Below are 20,396 nucleotides of genomic sequence, written 5' to 3'. Positions count from 1 at the left end.
TCGGACATGATGACAAGGTAGCTTTCGTCGGTGCCAACGAACAGGCAATCACTACTCTGTTCAAGATCTTAGTTGGTGAAATGGAACCGGATGAAGGAAATTATAAATGGGGTGTTACCACTTCCCAGGCATATTTCCCTAAGGACAACACTGCAGAGTTCGATAATGACCTTACTATTACAGACTGGCTGACACAGTATTCCGAGATAAAGGATGCTACTTATGTTCGTGGATTCCTCGGACGTATGCTCTTCCCCGGTGAAGACGGCATCAAACGTGTACGCGTTCTTTCCGGTGGTGAGAAAGTCCGCTGTCTTCTTTCCAAGATGATGATCTCCGGTGCAAATATCCTGATCCTGGATGAGCCAACCAACCACCTCGATATGGAGAGCATCACAGCACTGAACAACGGTCTGATCAAATTCCCGGGTGTTATCCTTTTCACCTCACATGACCATCAGTTCGTACAGACAACAGCCAACCGTATCATGGAAATCCTTCCAAACGGAACCATGATCGACAAGATCACTACTTACGATGAATATCTGGCAAGTGATGAGATGGCTAAGAAACGTCACGTATTCGAGATCAACGAAGAGGACGCTTCCGATAACTAAAGAATAAAATACAGGGTACGGCTTAGCCGTACCCTGTTATTTTATTCTGTCTTCATGATAATATCCGCCAGCTTTCCGCCTGTCACCTTAAGCAGATCAGCAAGGGGAACCTTCAGTGTCAGTCCGATACGACCGCCACTCACATAAATCTCCTCAAATTCTCCTGCAGATGCATCAAACACAACAGGATAAGGTTTCTTCATTCCCAGCGGACTGCAGCCGCCTCTCACATATCCGGTAATCTTTGTGATATCCTTCACATGGATCATGTCCACTGTCTTCTCACCGACAGCCTTTGCAGCCGCCTTACGGTCAACTTCCTTTTCAATCGGAACTACAAAAACGAAATAACCGCCGCTCTTTCCTTCCATTACCAGAGTCTTAAAAGACTGGTCATAGGGAGCACCGATCTTATCCGCACTGTGGATCCCGTCAATAAATTCATCACATTCATAGGAGAACGCCTCATATTTAACTTTCTGTCTGTCCAGCATTCTCATTGCATTTGTCTTAGCTTCTTTTGCCATTTTTTCTCGCCTGTCCTTTCTGTCCTCTGGCATATATTGATTCCTCCATGTCTCTGTCCTGAGACTGCTTAAAACTCTGGTCTTGTCTCAGGTCCTGATTTCGCCTGTAAATCTGCTCAGTGCTTTCTTCATCAACCGTTTCTTCATCCTCTTCATCAGAAACCGGTTTGTTGATAGCAAACTGAATCAACATACCCAGAACTGCAAATCCCACACTCATTCCCAGTCCATCGGGAATATCTGCCAGATTTCCAAGCTGTGCAAGGGAAACCCCTGCCATAATACCACCGATCAAACTTGTAGCCACGATCAGCACTTCCCTGCAGTCTTTCACCGCCATGGAACCAAGAGCTACGCCGATCAGAATACATGCAAAAAATACTGCGGAGCTGGTAGGATGCAGGAAATAAATACTGGCCGCCCAGCCGATACCTGCTGCCAGGATAAACACACCTGCCTTATAAATCAGAAATGCAATCACTGCGAACACAACTCCTGCCGCCAGTGCTGCGATCAGCATTGTTGATTTCTCCTGTATTCCCATTGTATGTACAACCACCAGCGCAAGACCGCCGCCTACCAGAAAACCTCCCAGCATCATCCAGAAACGCAGAAGCCTGTATCCCAGAATACAGTTCAGCACTCCAAACACAAGGATCACTGCAAATATTACCATCATAAAACGGTTCACCAGATCTGAATCCATAAAACTCCCGGCAATACTCAGCGCATTTCCAAATATATCTGTCATATTAACCATAATTTTCAGTCACTCCTTTTAGTTATATATTTATAGCGTTCCTTATCATCAACTGACACATCTGAGCTAAACCCGTCAGAACATGAAGTATAAGGTCTTCATATTGTCGATCACGCCGTAATGATAGGAAATCTGAGACAGCCCATGGACTTCCATATAATATTTTGCGATATCCTGGATATGATTACTGTCGATCAGATCCATATATGCCTCATCATAAGCCCCCTGGCTGCCAAACTTAAAGCGTACCACCGCAGCATCACTGTCAATGCGCAGTCTGCACAGGTCATATACACTGCTCCAGTCATAGGTATCAAAACAGGCGCCGTTTCTCACATAGAAATTCATGTCAGTCGCTGTACACGCAGGAACAGGAAACTCATCAGAGGCCGTATAATTCTCCTCGTACTCCTGTGGGAACGGACACAGATAATCATCGATTGTTGTTCTCATGCTCTGCGCCGCAGCGTGGCATCACCCTCCAGAAAGTCCGGCTGGTCCCCATTGGTGGCATCCACATAATAATACTGTCCGTTCAGCTCTACAATATTCCAGGCATGTCCCTGGGTACTGTTTGCAGCATCACCCTCCACATAAATACAGGGGATATCCAGACGCTCCAGCAGATACTGCACTGCTCCCGCATAGCCCGCACATACCGCCTGTTTCTTCCAGAAAGCTCCTGCTATACTCTGGTCATCATCAGAGATCACATATTCTGTATTGTCTATGACATAAGTATAAACAGTCATTACCTTCGTGTAATCATCAGCACCATCCGGAATCTGCGATAACACCTCCTGATACGCATTCTCCATAGCCTGCGTGATCTCCTGTCTCTGCTCCTCTGTATAAGTATATCCCGGAGAAAACTGACAGTAATCTCTGCCCGAATAAGTCGTCTTATAAACTTTCTCCCGGTTATGTACCCAGAACAGCTCCGGATGATCCTTCAGCACTGCATGATACACTCTGTCTATCTCATTATCTCCTGAGAGAGACAGATAAAATTTATCCTCAAAGCTTCTGATCCCCTCCAGGATCTCGCGGTAGCCTCTCTGTTCATTCTCATTAAGAAGGCCGAAATAATACTCCTGATGTCCTTCATCCGTCTGCGCTACCTCCTGTCTCTTAAGAGTCCTTACTTCCCCCGGTTCCTGCAAAGCTCTTCCGCCGATGATCAGTCCACCGGCCAAAAGCACCACCACAGGCACCATAAGAATCAGACGCAGCCCGGAAAATCTCTTTTTGCTCATTCAATAATCCTTCTTGGTTATTATTCTATAAGTCTGATATTACATTACTATTTCATTCTGTTTTGTCACGTTCAGAATTGTTATTCGTTACTGTTCACTCCGTTTTTCACAGTCTGGCTTACTCGCCGAAAATTCATTCCGAATTGCCTGCGGCAATGGAATTTTGGCTTGTATGTCTCGGGATAGTGGTGTGTGAACAGTAACTGTTATTCTAATGTATCTTATTATAGCCCAGAACACTTCTCCTTGTAAACCGATAAAAGTAAGTTAACACTATTTTATAATAAAAATTGTCCTTCTTACAAGATAAACATTGCATATTTCCAATTAAAGAGATACACTAAAAAGTAAGTATAACTGCTCTGTATCCCATCAGACAACAGAATGTCGGACAGACATATACAAGTAACATATTGAGGGAGTATTGTAATAAATGAGCATCAAAATACCTATAGAAACTTCTGCCAGACATCTGCATATCTCGCAGGAAGATTTTGAAAAATTATTCGGAGAAGGAAGCAAACCACATTTTATCAAAGAATTAAGCCAGCCCGGACAATATCTGTGCCGGGAACGAGTAACTGTCAAAGGACCGAAAGGTACTTTCGAAAACATGGCACTTCTCGGTCCTTTCCGCAGCGACACGCAGGTAGAAATGTCTCTTACAGACACCAGAAAACTGGGGATTCCAAGCGTGATACGCCAGTCCGGTGATATCGAAGGAACTCCCGGCTGTATTTTATTTATCCGGTCCATGCGGTGATATCGAAATCCCCAAAGGGGTCATCGTAGCCAAACGCCACATCCACATGACTCCGGATGAAGCACTTGCCCTGCATATCAAAGACAATGACGAAGTCTTCGTCCTGACCAAAAGCTACGGACGCGCACTTATCTACGCAGATGTAGTAGTCAGAGTCCACAGAAATTATCACCTGGCAATGCACGTAGACACTGATGAAGCCAACGCATTCAACAGCGATACAGAACCTTACGGCGTGATTGTCAGGTTCTTTGACAGTAACTTCAACACAGATAAGTGGATAGAAGACGAACTGTCAGGGATACGCAGATAAAATCCGACTTACCCGGCTAAAATAGCAGACAGATATAAAAAGGTTCCACAGTAACATTCAGTTGATGATACTGCGGAACCAATTTTAATGCGTTTCAGCCAGCCATTCTTTAATCGTTTTTTCCGTTTCACCAAGGGTTCTTGCTATTCTTTCTACAGGTTCTCCTTCCTGCGCAAGCGAAATGGCTATGCTTTTTGCCTTTTTTAATTCACCTTGCTTTTCACCTCGCTTTTCGCCAATCTTTTCATAAGTTGCCTGAAGTTTCTGTTCTTCTTCCTCTTTGTCATACTCAAATATACTCATGGCAATAATCTCCGCATTTCAAAAGCCCCGGACCGGGGTAGCTGTACTGTACCAGTCTGAGGCTTTCAGAATTTGGGGTTATAAAGTTTTTACCTCAATCCAGATCAAAGAGCTGTCGTTGACAGATGTTTATCTGTGCAATGGATTGCGCTTCTTTTTCCGTGCAGTAGTAAATGTACTTGCATGAAATTTTCGCATACAGGGTAACCTTTCCCTTGTAACCTGCACTTGTTTTTAAATAACTCTCATAGTTTTGTAGTTCATTCAAGGTAAAGTCATATACGTTTCCACTGTTAACATATACATATCCATCTTCATATTCTGCCTGCTTTTCACTAGCTTTATATACCGGAAGATGTATTTCTTTTACCTTTGTGTTTTCTCCTCCAATTCCTTCAATTTTTGTACCGTCATCAGACTCTATGTACAATTGAAGTTTCAGGTCTTTTGTGTTTGTTCCGGCAAAGGAAGTACCAACCAGGTTGGAATCTGTCACTTCAAATGGAACTCAAGTGGTTTGTTTTTAATAAGCTCCTGGGATTCATTGAAGTTAACATTGTCAAGAGTGTAATAAACAGTCTTTTCCTGTGCAGCATTTCTGTCTGACTGCTTTACAAACATCAATTCCGGATTAACTGCCTGTGCATTATATGCGGCTATGATAGTATTGACAAACAACTTTTTCTCCATAAGATTACCATTATTAGTAACAGGTTTATAGATTATAATTTTTTCTTCTTCATACTTCCCATTCCTTTGTCAGATATGTGATTTTAGTGTAGCAAACGACAGATGGGATGTCAACCTGAGAAGATGAAGAAGCCATAGACTGGTGATTTCCAGTCTGTGGCCTGATTAGATTTATCAAACGGATATTCTCAAAATGCTTTAAGATCTTTAATAGTTTTCAAAGGCTTCTACAATTTTCTGCATATCGTCCGTGTTAAAGCGCTCATCACAGCTGACAGACATGATATGGGAATAAATATATTGAGCTCCTGGATAGTCTTCAACCTTTACAAAAGGTGGTACAGGCCAGTATACTTTAGGCGGAATGTGCCTGTCTGCCAGATGCTTGATAAGGGCGTCCCGGTTTTCCACAAAGAAAGGGAAAAACATAGGACAGATATCATCTGAAAGATAAGGAAATACCGGGCGGATATCGGAGCGTTCCGGCAGGTGTTCCAGAAGGTAATGGTAATTTTCCTGGCGTTTACGGATCGCATCCCGGAATGGATAATGAAGAATCGTTTAAGGGAAGCTTCATCCCCTTCCTGGATATCGAAAATTTCACGAAGCATAAATTCCGCTTTCCAGAAAACATCATTGCCTTCTTTATTATAGTCCTCATTTCCTGTATGCTCGTAGGTCTCTCGGGATTGAAGAGCCTGATCTCTAAGGGAAAACTGTTCTTTATTGATAGGAATAGGTTTTACGCCAAAGGTGCCCTTTCGCTTGATGGCAAGACCACCGGAGGCAACACCCATCCATTTTCGGAGACTGACGGCAATATAGTCAGAATCCGGACAGGCCGGCAATGGAGAAAATGCTGTATGGGTAGTATCCACTATTACAGAAACGCCACTGGCTTTACATTTTTTGACAAAGTTCTCATCATAGGTAGGATAACCATAGTATCCACAGACAAGGAGAACACTGATCTGCGGGATCATCTCTTCCTCAAACACAGGGGAAAGATTTTTGTCAAAATCATAATAATGAATTTCATATCCTGCTTTTACAAAGCAGCCCAGAACTGTTTCGCAGTCATAGGAAGGCAGATATGCCACACGCTTTTGATCTGTTAACATCAGATCCCTCAGACAGTAATAAATGGCACAACGGCCGGACATTAGATGAGCGGTGTCCCCGGGATCAGGGCAGGTATGCTCCACATAGTTGTTTGGCTCAGAGTCAACAGGTTGATAGGGGAAAAAGCCTCCAATTTCCATAGTAAAAACCTCCTTTAATTAAATTTATATATTATACTTAATATTTCAAAATATTTAACAAAAATGAAAGTAATGACTTTACAAAATCATTATAGCATGAATATTATAAAATATAAAGTAAAGTATATACTTTACTTAAAGATATTTTACAGGGAACGAAAAAGAGGCTGCTTATTGCTATTTTGGGGTAAAAAGAGTATACTTTAAAGTATTAAACACCAGAAGTAAAAACTATGAACACACACTCTTCCGGATATTACAGCATAGACAAAGACTATAATATCCTAAGCTATAACGACACTGCTAAACAGCTGTACCCCAATCTCCAGCCGGAGGTGAAATGCTATAAGGCACTTATGGGACTTGATTCCCCATGCCCGCCCTGCCCTGTAGCACTGGGGATACAGTGTGAAATTTAAATGGTCAGGTGGAAAAGAAAGTGGCGGAAAGAAACATCCTTTTAATATGAATGAAAATTTGATGGGACCACTTAATGATTCAAAATTATTGAAAAGCACATTGAATAACAACAATAATTTTGAACTTGATTCTAACGCTACAAGCTCAACAATGGTTCCTGCGATTTCAACATTAATAAAAAATGATAGTCTGCTAAAAAACGGTACCTGGGCATATCTGGACAGTGGAAAGAATAAGAATAGACGTTATCTTTTCTGGACTTCTGTAAACGTTAGTAACTTTCCGACAGGGACAAAAATTCCTGTCATTATCTGCAGAGCAGATAATGAATACTATGTTTCCGAGTCAACAACTGCCGAGCGAACCGGAGATAAAATAACAACACTATACAAGGTAATTGCAGATCATCAGTATAATGCTGAGAGTTATCAAAAAATTGCTGATAAGGGTACGAAATATGATAGTTTACAAGCTGCTTATGATGCATACGTAGAGAAAATTACAGAAGATAGTAATTATTCACAATTCAAAGATACATTGTCGAAAAATTAAATCCCATAAGACAAATACACCAGTTTATGAGAAAAAAATCTCTCGTAGACTGGTGTATTTTTGCTTTTAATAGAATCATCCTATTCAATCTCAACAACAAGTCGATGCAGTCCAGGTCTCCAGCGCATCCATATCAGGCGTATACCTCAAATGTCTGAATATAACCGTTCTATTCTTTGGTTTCTATCCTTATATGATGCAATTCACGTCCGAGCAATTAAGACATTTACGATCAAGTAAAAATATGGCTATTCCTGGCTTAAATTGTAAATAATATAACCATGATCAACTATAAATATGATTCGACTTGACTTCCTTTAATACAAGTGCTGTTGCGGTCAACCTGAAACTTGTTTCAACTTGACTTCATTTAATACAAGCGCAATCTCAGTCAACCAAAAACTTGTTTCGACTTGACCGTATACTGCATATGCGCAATTCCAGTCAACCAAAACTTGCTTCAACTTGACCGTATACTGCATATGCGCAATTCCAGTCAACCTGAAACCTGTTTCAACTTGACCGAAAATAATAAAATTGCGCTCGCGGTCAAATCATACATTACTATTTACTTGGAAATTACTATAATCTAAAAGAAACTGTCGGATCATACCGCATCCTTATACACTCTCTGGATATGCATTGCCAGATATCCTGTCTCTGTTTCATCCAGCTTATGTCCAATACATTCTTCCAGGTTTTTACAGATGTCAGTGGCAACCTTATAGGCCTGGGGATACTGATCCAGCATATATTCATTCATGTCCAGATTCAGCTTCTCTCCTGTAGATGCACGCGCTACCATATACTTCATATGGTTCATCAGGCGATTATAGGACAGTGACAGTACATCGATTGGCTTACCTGTTGCTTTCTCGAGCATATCTATACACTCTCTCACTGCTCTCGCAGTCTGCATGGCAACAGATACCTTCTCGTCACCAATTGCAGAATGAATATGCAATGCCACATATCCAACCTCATGATCATCAATCTCTATCTGAAGTCTTTCTCTCAGAATTGTTTTCAGTGTTTCCGCAACTTTAAATTCACTGTAGAAAAGAACCTTGATATCCTCTGTCAGCGGATTGCTGATCTGCTCATTTCTGCGGATTCTTGCGACTGCAAAAGAAATATGGTCAGCAAGTGGAAAAAGAATCCCTCTGTCTATGGAATCTCCAAACACTTTCTGTGACTCTGTCAGAATTGCATCTGCAATCTCCAGATACTCCGGCTCTATTCCCTTTACCAGTTCCTTCGCAGATCCACGCTCTGTCTCCTGTTCCAGACGATATGTAGTGCATCCCTCCGGCTTATCAAAACGCTGGCTGACCTTTTTTCCAAAGCCAACACCCTTGCCAAGAATCACATACTCCTTATTTTCATCCATATCAATGGCTATAACACCATTATTATTTAATACCTTGCTAACTCTGTACATCTCTGTCGTAATCCCCTCTATAAAAATTTATTGCCATTATAATAATTTTCCCTTTGGTCATAAGACTGCTATAGTTTACCATATTTTGAATAAGAATCCTATCTGTCACACAAATTTGTTACATTTTTGATTCCAAGATCCCTCCTGCAAAAAAGTCATCCTTTTCAATTCACGTGCGTAAAAAAACAGTCAGATAATCAAGATATCATCTCTTTTGATCATCCAACTGTTTTTTGACATGTTTAACTTCGTTATTTCTATATTATAACAATATTATTCCAGTGTCTCCACCGCAAACAACGGTTCACCGGCCTTGATCTCACCGTTTGCCAGAAGTCTGATTCTCTGGTTGTCTTCCGGTTCAGTATCAAGGATAGGGGAAGTGATAGACGGAGCATTAGCAGTTAAGAACTCCAAATCCAGTTTCATCATCGGATCACCTTTTTTCACTTTCTGACCCTCTGTTACCAGGATTTCGAAGCCTTTTCCTTCCAGTTTTACAGTGTCGATTCCCATATGAAGAAGCATAGGGATACCGGAATCTGTCTGGAAACCTATAGCATGTTTTGTATCAAAAATAAACTCAACTTCACCGTCTGCAGGTGCATATACAGTACCTTCTGTTGGTGTCACCACTGCACCGTCACCCATCATTTTTCCTGCAAATCCCTCATCCGGTGCAGTAGAAAGATCTGCTGCGATTCCGTCTACAGGACTGTAAATGATTGCTGTTTTTCTGATTTTTTCTTCTTTTGCAGGTGCTGAGGTCTGTGCTGTACCTGCATTTTTGTCCTCAACCTCTGCACTGTTCTGTCCATCTGCATTTCCTGCTGCAGCATTTTCCTGTACCTGTACATTATCCGGGGTCTCATCTGCGAATTCGTTTGGAGCAGTCTCCAGATATTCTTCCAGCTTCGCCTTGATAACAGTTACATGAGGTCCATAGATAACCTGTACGCCCTGTCCTTTTTTTACGATTCCTCTGGAATCTGTCTGTTTCAGAAGTTCATCACGAACTTTTTCAGGCTTTGCAACTGTGATACGAAGTCTGGTCGCACAACAGTCAACATCTACGATATTTTTCTTTCCGCCAAGACCTCTGGTGATCAGTTCACTTACCGGATCACCGGAGGTCGCTGCAGCTGCACCGGCTGTCTTTCCGGCTTCTTTTCTTGCATTTACATCAGCTTTTGTATAAAGCTTTGTCTCTGTATCATCATCTTCACGTCCAGGAGTCTTGAAATTAAATTTCCTGATCATAAATGTAAAGATCACATAATACAGGATAAAGTAAATAATACCAACCGGAATGATCCTCAGCCAGCTTGTTTTTGCATTTCCCTGCAGGATACCAAAGAGGAACAGGTCAAGGAAACCGCCTGAGAAAGTAAGTCCTACTGCAATATTCAGCATATGCGCGATCATATAAGCCGCACCTGCCAGGATCACCTGAACTACGAACAATGCCGGAGCTACAAACAGGAATGAGAATTCCAGCGGTTCAGTGATACCAGTAAACATACATGCCAGCGCTGCGGAAAGAAGAAGTCCGCCTGCTGCTTTTTTCTTCTCAGATTTTGCACAGCGATACATAGCCAACGCTGCTCCCGGAAGACCAAAAATCATAAAGATAAACTCACCAGAGAAATATCTGGTTGCATCCGCACTGAAATGTGCTATATTTGCAGAATCAGCAAGCTGTGCAAAGAAGATATTCTGTCCGCCCTGTACCACCTGTCCTGCAACTTCCATAGTTCCGCCCACTGCTGTCTGCCAGAATGGCATATAAAATACATGATGCAGCCCAAAGGGAATCAGTGCTCGTTTAATAATACCAAAAATCAGAGTTCCCAGATATCCACTGCCTGTTACCAGACCGCCCAGAGCATAAATACCGTTCTGAACTACCGGCCATACAAAATACATCAGGATTCCCACAAACATATATACGATTGTGGAAATGATCGGTATAAATCTTGAGCCGCCAAAGAATGACAGCGCATTCGGAAGCACAATTTTGTGGAAACGGTTATGAAGTGCCGCAACACCAAGACCTACGATAATACCGCCGAATACACCCATCTGCAGAGACTGGATCCCGCATACAGAAGTAATGGTTCCCTCCAGTACATCTGCTGCTATCTGACCGTCTGCTGTGATTTCATTGTTAATAAGAAGCATGGCACTGACAGCCACATTCATAACGAAATATGCAATCAGCGCAGAAAGAGCAGCAACCTCTTTCTCTTTCTTTGCCATACCAATGGCAACACCAACCGCAAAGATCAGCGGCAGATTGTCAAATACAGCACTTCCAACCTTGTTCATAATGATCAGAAGAGAATTAAGTAATGTTCCACTTCCCAGGATCTTCTGCAATCCATAGGTAGCGATAGTTGTTTCATTTGTGAAGGAACTGCCGATACCAAGCAACAAACCTGCAACAGGGAGAATTGCGATCGGAAGCATAAAGGATCTTCCCACACGCTGCAAAACTCCAAAAATCTTGTCTTTCATGTTCTTTTGTCTCCTTTTCCTTATTCGTGCGAATAAACCGTCTTGTTTCCGGGAGATTAAAACCTTCTGACATATGATTATTCCGCGTTTTACCACATAAAATACATCAAAAAAAGGCACTAACCCCCATAAACATTAAAAAATAACATTTATGACCGGTTAATGCCTGCCTGTCCAGTAACACACCAAATCTGTGTTATACTATAAAGGATTATTTATTCCCTGTCAAGATACTCAGGAAAATTTTTTACAAAATATTTTTGCATTTCATGAATCGATCTCTGTAATGACCATTTATTATTTTCAAAGCCGCAACATTCTCTGCATCCTTCTGATCTGATAGAAATTTATTGATTTCCCACTGCCGCAGGCTACACGTTCAACTTGATCACTCTGTCTTCTCATTTTAATCCATTCAGATCTACAGAAATGTACACCCATTCATCGCTGAGTTTAGGCTCTTTTCAGGGGGATTTTATCTGTTTCTCTCTTCCAGATATTCCAGACATTCATTCACATCTTTAATATCAAGTTCCTTGCGTACTTTATCCTGAATTTCCACCAGACATTCCAAAAGAAGAGGATTAAACATTCCGCATTCTCCATTTAGGATCATCTCTATTGCCTTTTCATGAGAATATGCTTTCTTATATACCCGGTCACTTACCAGGGCATCATACACATCTGCCAGTGATACCACCTGGGCAGATATAGGGATTTCTTCTCCCTTCAGGCCATCCGGATATCCTTTTCCATCATAACGTTCATGATGCCAGCGGCATATTTCATAGGCATATTTCATCATCTCTTCATCATGATACATTTCCAGCCTGTCAAGCATCCGGGCACCGATGATCGTGTGCTGCTTCATGGCTTCAAATTCTTCCTTTGTAAGCTTTCCGGGTTTATTCAGAATTTTTTCGTCAATTCCAATCTTACCGATATCATGAAGTGCGGAAGCTGTGGCGATCATATGCTGCTGAGACCAGGAAAGATCGTAATTCTCTGATTTTCGCATCAATTTCTCTAGCAAAAGCTGAGTCAGAATATTAATATGCAACACATGAAGCCTGCTTTCACCATTTCGGAACTCTACAATCTGACTGAGAATCCCGGTCATCATACGGTTGTTTTTCTCTTTCTCATAAATCTGATCTGTTACCAGATGGATCAGACGCCTTTGCTTGGCATAAAGCTTGATCATATTGATAACCCGCTGATATACCACCTTAGCATCAAATGGTCTGCTTATATAATCTGAAGCCCCCAGTTCGTAGGCACGGCGGATATAACTCTCTGATCCTTCACTGGAAATCATGATCACCGGTATATCCTCGATCCATTTATCTCTGTTCATATAGGCGAGTACTTCAAATCCATCCATTTTGGGCATAATAATATCTAACAGGACCAATGAGATTTCAGTTCCATACTGCTCTAACATCTTCAGAGCCTCTTCCCCGTCACAGGCCTCCAGTATCCGGTATTCTTTTCCCAGAATTTCCTTAAGTATCTCTCGGTTCATTTCAGAATCATCAACAACCAGAAGCTGGGGCAGGTTCCTTTTTTCCATCTTGTCTGTATTTTGCTTCTGCTCCCACCGGGTCACTACTATATCTTTTATGTCCCTTGGCCATATACATAAGTCGGCTCTGTCTTTGGTGAGTGCTTCCTCCAATCTGCCATGGGTAAACATAGCTCCACCAATGCTCACTGAAAGCTTCAGACGATTAAAACCCGGAATATGCGTCGCATGGATCTTCTCTTGGATCATACGGAGCTTCTGTGAAAAGACTCCCTTCTCAATTCCGGGCAGGATCAGCAGAAATTCATCTCCTCCATAGCGCACCAGAATATCCGTACGACGGATATAATGCCGAATTACATTCACTACGGTTGTCAGTACCAGGTCTCCTCCATCATGACCATAAGTGTCATTGAACAATTTGAAATCATCCAGATCGATAACTGCAACTCCGGCATTCAAAGACATATTTTTGACTTTTTCCTCAAAATATCTGCGGTTATACGCCCCTGTCAGCACATCCTTATACAGCTTTTCGCTATATACTGTCAGCTTTTCCGTCAGTTTTTCATATCCTTCCTCATCTGTCAGCGTGTTCTCGTCCAGCTTTTTCAGCATTTCCATTACATAGGGCTCATCATCAATCTCCAGATACCTTACAAATACCTGATACATATCAGAATCAAGGAATTCAATTTTGGATGTCTGTTTCTTCTCCTCCAGTGCTTTAAGGGAAATGCAATTCTCACATCTTTTATCTTTATTCCAGAAAGCATAACACTGGCAAAGATTTTCTCTTCCTGCAAGCTTACGTTCCATTCCGGCAGCCTGCAGATCACTCCCTTTCAGGAGACGAACTACATCAAAAATCTCCCGAAGCACCTCCATTTTATTCTCTGCTTCCTGCATCGTCATTTGTTTCCACTCAATCATTATTCCCAGCCTCTCACGAACAACAGCTTTTTTCTGCAATATAAACTTGTATTATTATACCACTTACTCATCATGCAGTACAACAATAATATTTTTTCTTAATTTCTTAATTTCATAAAGGGAGCGCCTCAAAAACAGTCCTTGAGGCGTGCTCCCAACCGGTTCTGACTCCAACTGCCTTATAAACATGCTTCAGCTTGACCTTATATAATAAAAGTGCAATCGCAGTCAACTATATTTGTAATTATGATTGACTTAAAATAATAGAAATACAATTGCAAGTCATCTATAAACAGGATTAAACTTGACCGTACATAACAAAAACGCGATTAAAGTCAATTATAATCATAATTATTCATGACTAAAAAGCCACAGACTGAGCGGATTCCAGTCTGTGACCTGATTAGATTTTTATACTTTCTTTAGAGGACTTTTAAAACATATTTTGTTTCTTTATTTTCCCGACAGGGGTGCGACCCCGCCAGACCTGTTCAGTATTAATACCAGTCCCGGCAGAGGGTTCTCCCCTAACTGCCTCTATCAGTTAACTCATGCCAGGTTTTACTATTCCAATTTGTTCTAAAACATGTTATACTCAAAAAGCTGTCGAACCTCCAGCAGAAAAGAGGTGGACTCCATGGAAGAAATTCTCACCACATTTCTTGTCTCTGTTATAGCAGGCGTAGTTAGCTACTACATATGCAAATGGCTGGACAGCAGACGATAGACAGCAACAGTCTAAACGGAATAGCTCACCGTAACGAGCAAGAAAGCCCCCAGAGCTGGCACTCTGAGGGTTTTTGTTTTGCTTCAAGGAATCTCACCACATTCCTTAGCTACTGTTAGTATATGCGCAATGTGCCAAAAAGTCAACTCAAAAATAGTGGGTGAAAAAGCCGCAGGCTGGATGGGTGCCAGTCTGTGGCTATCTTAAGATAATCTTATTTACCCTCCGTAGTTTTACATTGCAAAATCTTCTCCAGTTCAGCTACTCTTTTAAGTGCTTCTGTTGTCTCTTTTGGGGCCTTTATTTTTTCTTTTTCAGCAAAATCCGCTCTCTGACGTTCCCTTTCTGTATTTTTGCGTTCAGCTTCCTGACCTTTTTCATACATGATCGTATCTCTCTCAAATCCCTTCATATAGATTAATGACACCGTTACTGAAAACTTATAAAAAATTATAAACTTTTATGTTCCATTCCTACTTCAACGAATATGCTTTTGATGATATAAATATCCATCTACTCACAGGTTTTTGTACTCTCCAGGGGTTTCCATATTTTTGAATATTTTTTTCGTTTTTGAAGCATATTCCGCAGACCAATAAGCAAATTCGTCAGTTTTACTTAACCGTTTAAGTTAACAGATAAAAAAGTTTATACACGAAAAAAGAAGGGAAAGCCAGACTTTTTTGTATGACTTTCTCTTCTTTTATACATTTTATTTTGCCTTAAATACAGCGACTTTCTCTTTTGACAGATCAATCTTATCCGGAAGGATGGAAGTCTTCTCAGTGGATTCCAATGTTGTGAATCCTGTTGAGTCGGAAGTATTTGACTTCATCGCATCCTGCAGAGTATTGCTTACTGTCACATTTGCAGAAAAGATATCTGTTCCTGTGGAAGCTGCTGCATCACCTGTTGTTGTGCTTACCGTACTGCTGCTCTGCATTTCCTGAACCTGTTCCTGTGTCGGGTAGAAGGATGGCTGGCGGATGTAACGGAAGCTTGCACTGTATGCTTCGCCTACTGTTACTCCATTCTTGCCGGAGGAGCAGTGTACTGCGATCCAGTCACCTGCGTCTGTTTTACCGCAGAGAATACCTACATGATTATCGCTTCCTGCTTCCGGTCCTTTCTGGAACACCAGATCTCCGGGCTGTGCATCTGCCTCAGTTACCACGTTTGCTTTCTCCCACTGATCGGAAGTTCCGTCACCTACAGCTTCCTGCATTGCTTTATCCTGATATCCGTTGATCACTGCCCAGGTGACAAAACCACTGCAGTCCAGTCCGTATGCGCGGATGGTTCCGGTGCTCTTGCTTCCCTCGGCTGATACCTTCTCGCTGGTTCCCCAGCCTGGATCTTCACCGATCACTGTGGATTTGCCGCCCCAGAAGTAACCGACTTTACCAACCAGTGAATAGGCTGCGGAAATAACATTTACTCTTTCCTCGGAAACATCATCCCCTACACTCTCGCGGACAAAACCGTTGGCAGCTGTTACTACCGCGCAGAGGAGTTTGCAGTCTGTCTCCACATATTTCTTAAGGATCGTACGATCCTTTTTTTGCGATTTTATTTTTCTTAATATAGTAGTTGATTTTACGATTAGCGTATGTAACGTGAGTGATATCCTGCTTGTCCCTTACGATCGGGTTCATCTCTGCAAAGATTTTCGCAAGGTCTTTCTTGCAGGAAGAATCCAGGGTAAATTCTGTTTTCTCCGTCCTGGCTCTGCTGATATACATAGACTGCAAGGATATCCTGCCAGTTTCTTACCAGAAGACTGTCTGCAGATGTGGTGGTCTTGCTGCCGTTTACATCGCTGGCATCTGCTACTTTGTTCTTCTCTTTATATTCCTTCTCGATCTCATCCATAACAGAAGCGAAATCATCTGAGAAGGTCAGATTGTAGTTATTCTTCAGGCTGTCCAGATAGAAATCCTTACCTGCGTGGATATTGGACGCATAATATACCGGAGTTCCGGTCTGTGCAGCACTGGTATTACTCGTAAATGGATTATTCGTATTCGCATTGTTCTTCTGCGCTTCCAGCTGAGCAATAGTCGCTTCTGCCTGAACCAGCAGATTATAATTAGAAACCTGTGCCTTCTCTGTATCAGACAGGGCATTATATGCAGTGCGGATGCTCTGAACAGTGGCTTTCTTCTCCAGCGTGATGGTCTGTGCGTTCAACTCTTTGATTCTGTCGATCACATCCTGGGCTGCCTTCGTAATCTGTGAAGACGGTGTTGGTGTAGGATTCGCAGGTGTCGGAGTAGGATCTGTTGGTGTCGGAGTCGGATCTGCCGGTGCAGGTGTTGGCTCTGCAGGTGTTGGTGTCGGATCTACCGGTGCAGGTGTCGGGTCTGCAGGTGTCGGATCTACCGGCGCAGGTGTTGGCTCTGCAGGAGTCGGATCTGCCGGCGCCGGATCCTCTGATCCTGAATCAAAATCACCGGAATCGCTGAAATCAGAACCGTCTGCTGTATACGCAGCAGTATCCTCTGCTGCAAGTACGGACGCAGGACCGGATAATACCATTCCTGACATCAATGTCAGACATAAGAATCTGGTAAGATACTTGTTTTTCATATATCTAAATTGCTCCCTTCTTACTGTGAGCATGTCCTTACCCCCTGTTTATAAGGGCATACTGTCTAAATTACTTTTCACATTATTATGTTATTTCATAAGTGAATTATCCCGAAATATTAACCTGTTTTATTCTAGCATAATCATTTTTTGAAATCAACAGCTCAGGGCAGGTAAATTCCAGATTTGACCAAAATTCATTTTTTTGTCACATTTTAACCGAATCAAGTAAGTTCCCCTGCAGAAGTTGCGAAAAGCAACAAGCAGTGAGGAAGATATGTTTCAGAATGCAGGAAGGCTGTGCGGATATGATTTCCACACAGCCTTCCTGTATTCTTAGCGTATCTCTGTCAGGCTGCCTGAATGGCTCCTGCAAAGTTCTTATTACCAATACAGATCTGTATCAGTCCCTGCACTACCTGAAAACACATATTCAGGATAAAGCGGATATCCTCTTCCACGCTGCGGAGCTTGTTGAGGTATTTCTCATGAGTAGCTTCGATATAATCGATCAGGGTGGAGAAATCAGCGAAGCGGATGGCCGGTTCCAGATATGCATATGCTTCTCCCTGCTGTATACATTCTTTCAGTCTGTTCTTAAGTACTTTCTCATAATGATTATGCTGGCTGAAGCTTCCTGTATATGTTTTGTTATGAGGAAAGGTAAAATAATCCGCCATATAGTGGATCACTTCGCCGAACCGCCGCCAGTAAACTCTCTGGTTACTCTCATCCGGTCTGATATCTGCCAGTTCTTTCATCCGGTTCTTGACATCTTCAAATGTTCCGTAGAACTCGTGCCTTCTGGTGATAAAGGACGGTTTGATATCCGGCAGAATGCTGCCCAGACAGAAAGCCTTTCTGTGAGACTGCAGGCTTGCTGTGGTCTGCATCTGATCCGCAAGGTATCTTGCTAATAAAATATGTGATTTTTTACGCAATTTTCTTCCTCTTCTTTCTTTTGAGAACCTATCATTCTTATATATGGGAACGAATAATAATCAACTTAACCAACATAGAATACTATAGCAGATTTATACCTGTTATTCAAATAAAATTTTTGTAAACTTTTTCACATTTTCAGGTCAGACAACTGTTTCAGTAATTCCAGGTCACTGTCCTTTACTTTCAGGTTTGTCTCAATCTTCTCTCCCTCAGGAGTGGTGATCGCAATTTCAATGATGCTTCCTTCTTTAAGCCCTTTGCGTGAAACTGCCTGACAGAATGCCGGGAACTTGGGATGATTGCTCTTAAAGGTGTTCCATGCGCCTGTGATCTTCATGATATTTCCTATATTGTTTCCTATGTTCATATGATTGTTGTGTCCTTTCTTATCTCAACTGAATATTCCCGATTCTGAGAACTGATGCATATAATAACATACTTCAACGGATTTGGCTATACCAAAAGCCCCCCAGGATTAACTCCCGAGGGCTTTCATGCTGCTCATATTATTCTACATTCTCAAACATCTCTGCCAATGTCATGGAGATTTTCGGAAAATCTTTCAGTGTCACCACTGTATCTGCATTATAATGTTCTTCTTCTGGATCATCCTGCAAGATATAGCTATACTTCAAATCATATTTACCATCCTCAAGATAATAAATCTGTACTGCTCTTTCTTTCGGTGAGATGATCCAATACTCTTCTACACCTGCTGCCTGGTAAATTTCTTTCTTCACAGTCATATCTCTTAATGCTGTTGCCGGGCTAAGAGTTTCCACAATAAATCTGGGTGTACCAGTATAGGAACCACCTTTCAAATGCTTACGATCACATATAATCATCACATCTGGTATCACATAATCATTATTCTCCTGTGCATGATATTTATAATCCAGATTCTCCATGAATGCTAAACACAGTGTTCCCTGTAAACCGGTTGATATGATTCGATAAATATTACCATCTACAAGCCCATGCTGATAATTTGGTGATGGTGACATATCATAGATTACACCATTAATCTTCTCTTCTTTTCTATATTCCTCTTCAAGTAATGGCATATTATCACCTCCAAGTGAGTTTGGTTATATGTACATTATAATATAGGTTATGTCTGTTCAGCAACCTGTTTTTGATTCTGACAAAACGAATATAGATATCCGGTTACTGTTCAGTTTTGACACCATTTTCTCACAGTTTTGACACCATTTTGACACCATTTTTCATAAAGATGCGTAAAAATACGGTAAGATAGTGAAATTGAACTTCTCGCAAACCTTTTAAATCTCGCTGAAATCCGGTGTTCCATACAGGTCGAACGGAGTTGACTGGTAGACATAGTAATTCAGCCAGTTTGTATACAGGTTGTTCGCATGTGCTCTCCACATAAGGAGCGGTCTGTTTTCCGGGTTGTTGTCTTTGTAATAATTCTCCGGGATTTCGATGGGCAGGTTTTTGCTGACATCACGTTTGTACTCACCATCAAGAGTCACACGATCATATTCCGGATGTCCCATTACAAAGATCTTGCGGCCGCCGTCTGCCATTGCAAGGAAAAGCCCTGCTTCATCGGATTCAGCAAGCACTGTCAGCTCTTTACAGTTATGGATATCCTCGATGGGAACTTCCGTATGTCTGGAATGAGGTGCAAGGAACATATCGTCGAATCCGCGTACCAGCGGAATCTTACGGTTCATCACTTTATGCCAGAAAAGACCGAACATCTTCTTATCAAGTTTGCGCTTTTTCAGTCCATAGTGGTGGTAGAGTCCTGCCTGTGCAGCCCAGCACAGATAAATGGTGGAGGTAACATGGGTGTTTGTCCAGTCCATGATTTCTACCAGTTCCTTCCAGTAGTCTACCTCTTCGAATTCCATCTGCTCTACAGGAGCACCTGTGATGATCATTCCATCATATTTGTTATTTTTCAGTTCCGGAAATGTCTGATAAAATTTATTCAGATGACTCACAGATGTATTCTTCGCTTCATGGCTCTGTACTGCCATAAAGGTGACATCTACCTGCAGCGGTGTGTTGGAAAGGGAACGCAGAAGCTGAAGCTCTGTCTCCTCTTTCAGAGGCATCAGGTTCAGAATGAGGATCTGAATGGGGCGGATATCCTGATGGGATGCACGTGACTCATCCATCACGAAAATATTTTCTTTTTCCAGAATCTCTTTTACTGGCAGATCGCTCTGTATTTTAATTGGCATTATCTTATCTCCTGTTCTTATTATTTTATTGTTGTGCCAT

At 41.8% G+C, this 20,396-nt stretch carries 21 protein-coding genes and 1 pseudogene; 4 read left to right on the top strand and 18 right to left on the bottom strand.

The window, feature by feature from the left end; translation table 11 throughout:
- Positions 1 to 617 (top strand): ATP-binding cassette domain-containing protein (locus AC075L_RS01395; protein ID WP_476387052.1); only part of this gene is annotated, 617 nt, incomplete at its 5' end.
- A gap of 41 nt (positions 618 to 658) precedes the next feature.
- Here AC075L_RS01395 and ybaK read toward each other — a convergent pair.
- The 4 genes from ybaK to AC075L_RS01375 form a co-directional block, all read right to left on the bottom strand.
- Positions 659 to 1,144 carry a Cys-tRNA(Pro) deacylase gene (ybaK, locus tag AC075L_RS01390; protein ID WP_008703300.1) on the bottom strand — a complete coding sequence of 162 codons (486 nt, stop codon included), beginning with the start codon at positions 1,142 to 1,144 and terminating at the stop codon, positions 659 to 661.
- Positions 1,128 to 1,904 carry a TM7S3/TM198-like domain-containing protein gene (locus AC075L_RS01385; protein ID WP_476387051.1) on the bottom strand — a complete coding sequence of 259 codons (777 nt, stop codon included), beginning with the start codon at positions 1,902 to 1,904 and terminating at the stop codon, positions 1,128 to 1,130. The genes ybaK and AC075L_RS01385 overlap by 17 nt, the downstream gene beginning before the upstream one ends.
- 75 nt (positions 1,905 to 1,979) lie before the next feature.
- Positions 1,980 to 2,357 (bottom strand): hypothetical protein, encoded by a 378-nt coding sequence (locus AC075L_RS01380; RefSeq protein ID WP_476387050.1) that lies wholly within the window; start codon positions 2,355 to 2,357, stop codon positions 1,980 to 1,982.
- Complete coding sequence (locus AC075L_RS01375) at positions 2,354 to 3,160, bottom strand: transglutaminase domain-containing protein (protein WP_476387049.1); 807 nt, start codon at positions 3,158 to 3,160, stop codon at positions 2,354 to 2,356. The genes AC075L_RS01380 and AC075L_RS01375 overlap by 4 nt, the downstream gene beginning before the upstream one ends.
- Before the next feature lie 433 nt (positions 3,161 to 3,593).
- On the opposite strand from AC075L_RS01375, the pseudogene pduL reads away from it, so the two are divergent.
- A pseudogene (gene pduL / locus AC075L_RS01370) lies at positions 3,594 to 4,236 on the top strand (phosphate propanoyltransferase).
- Between the two features lie 84 nt (positions 4,237 to 4,320).
- Here pduL and AC075L_RS01365 read toward each other — a convergent pair.
- From AC075L_RS01365 to AC075L_RS01350, 4 genes are all read right to left on the bottom strand, one after another.
- Positions 4,321 to 4,539, bottom strand: coding sequence for a hypothetical protein (locus AC075L_RS01365; protein WP_055059494.1), 219 nt, complete (start codon positions 4,537 to 4,539; stop codon positions 4,321 to 4,323).
- 94 nt (positions 4,540 to 4,633) lie between these two features.
- A complete protein-coding gene (locus tag AC075L_RS01360) occupies positions 4,634 to 5,035 on the bottom strand; it encodes a hypothetical protein (RefSeq protein ID WP_055059493.1) in 402 nt (133 codons plus the stop codon).
- Positions 5,032 to 5,217 (bottom strand): hypothetical protein, encoded by a 186-nt coding sequence (locus AC075L_RS01355; RefSeq protein WP_020993937.1) that lies wholly within the window; start codon positions 5,215 to 5,217, stop codon positions 5,032 to 5,034. Before AC075L_RS01355 ends, AC075L_RS01360 begins: the two co-directional genes overlap by 4 nt.
- Before the next feature lie 338 nt (positions 5,218 to 5,555).
- Positions 5,556 to 6,491, bottom strand: coding sequence for a PLP-dependent aminotransferase family protein (locus AC075L_RS01350; RefSeq protein WP_476387048.1), 936 nt, complete (start codon positions 6,489 to 6,491; stop codon positions 5,556 to 5,558).
- A gap of 233 nt (positions 6,492 to 6,724) precedes the next feature.
- Between AC075L_RS01350 and AC075L_RS01345 the strand changes: the two genes are divergently transcribed.
- Both AC075L_RS01345 and AC075L_RS01340 read left to right on the top strand, forming a co-directional pair.
- Positions 6,725 to 6,910 carry a hypothetical protein gene (locus AC075L_RS01345; RefSeq protein WP_055059492.1) on the top strand — a complete coding sequence of 62 codons (186 nt, stop codon included), beginning with the start codon at positions 6,725 to 6,727 and terminating at the stop codon, positions 6,908 to 6,910.
- Positions 6,900 to 7,463 (top strand): hypothetical protein, encoded by a 564-nt coding sequence (locus AC075L_RS01340; RefSeq protein WP_055059491.1) that lies wholly within the window; start codon positions 6,900 to 6,902, stop codon positions 7,461 to 7,463. The genes AC075L_RS01345 and AC075L_RS01340 overlap by 11 nt, the downstream gene beginning before the upstream one ends.
- A gap of 607 nt (positions 7,464 to 8,070) precedes the next feature.
- Here AC075L_RS01340 and AC075L_RS01335 read toward each other — a convergent pair.
- From AC075L_RS01335 to metA, 10 genes are all read right to left on the bottom strand, one after another.
- Positions 8,071 to 8,904, bottom strand: coding sequence for a PRD domain-containing protein (locus AC075L_RS01335; RefSeq protein WP_055059490.1), 834 nt, complete (start codon positions 8,902 to 8,904; stop codon positions 8,071 to 8,073).
- Between the two features lie 273 nt (positions 8,905 to 9,177).
- Entirely contained in the window at positions 9,178 to 11,421 is a 2,244-nt protein-coding gene (locus AC075L_RS01330) for a PTS sugar transporter subunit IIABC (RefSeq protein ID WP_022381030.1), read from the bottom strand.
- Positions 11,422 to 11,896: 475 nt separating this feature from the next.
- On the bottom strand, positions 11,897 to 13,879 hold the full coding sequence (locus AC075L_RS01325) for a diguanylate cyclase (RefSeq protein ID WP_476387047.1): 1,983 nt from the start codon (positions 13,877 to 13,879) through the stop codon (positions 11,897 to 11,899).
- Positions 13,880 to 14,820: 941 nt separating this feature from the next.
- Positions 14,821 to 15,018 carry a hypothetical protein gene (locus AC075L_RS01320; protein ID WP_022381032.1) on the bottom strand — a complete coding sequence of 66 codons (198 nt, stop codon included), beginning with the start codon at positions 15,016 to 15,018 and terminating at the stop codon, positions 14,821 to 14,823.
- Between the two features lie 300 nt (positions 15,019 to 15,318).
- Positions 15,319 to 16,137 carry a C40 family peptidase gene (locus AC075L_RS01315; RefSeq protein ID WP_476387046.1) on the bottom strand — a complete coding sequence of 273 codons (819 nt, stop codon included), beginning with the start codon at positions 16,135 to 16,137 and terminating at the stop codon, positions 15,319 to 15,321.
- A gap of 71 nt (positions 16,138 to 16,208) precedes the next feature.
- Complete coding sequence (locus AC075L_RS01310) at positions 16,209 to 17,195, bottom strand: hypothetical protein (protein WP_476387045.1); 987 nt, start codon at positions 17,193 to 17,195, stop codon at positions 16,209 to 16,211.
- 350 nt (positions 17,196 to 17,545) lie between these two features.
- Complete coding sequence (locus AC075L_RS01305; protein ID WP_022381034.1) at positions 17,546 to 18,136, bottom strand: zinc dependent phospholipase C family protein; 591 nt, start codon at positions 18,134 to 18,136, stop codon at positions 17,546 to 17,548.
- A 131-nt stretch (positions 18,137 to 18,267) separates the two neighbouring features.
- Entirely contained in the window at positions 18,268 to 18,507 is a 240-nt protein-coding gene (locus tag AC075L_RS01300) for a hypothetical protein (protein ID WP_008703324.1), read from the bottom strand.
- 139 nt (positions 18,508 to 18,646) lie between these two features.
- Positions 18,647 to 19,204 (bottom strand): Uma2 family endonuclease, encoded by a 558-nt coding sequence (locus AC075L_RS01295; protein WP_008703326.1) that lies wholly within the window; start codon positions 19,202 to 19,204, stop codon positions 18,647 to 18,649.
- A gap of 219 nt (positions 19,205 to 19,423) precedes the next feature.
- On the bottom strand, positions 19,424 to 20,356 hold the full coding sequence (gene metA / locus AC075L_RS01290; RefSeq protein WP_022381035.1) for a homoserine O-acetyltransferase MetA: 933 nt from the start codon (positions 20,354 to 20,356) through the stop codon (positions 19,424 to 19,426).
- Positions 20,357 to 20,396: the final 40 nt, after the last annotated feature.

Source organism: Blautia sp. ZXY-1-B12 (genome assembly GCF_056339915.1).
This window is presented reverse-complemented; position numbering and strand designations above follow the sequence as displayed.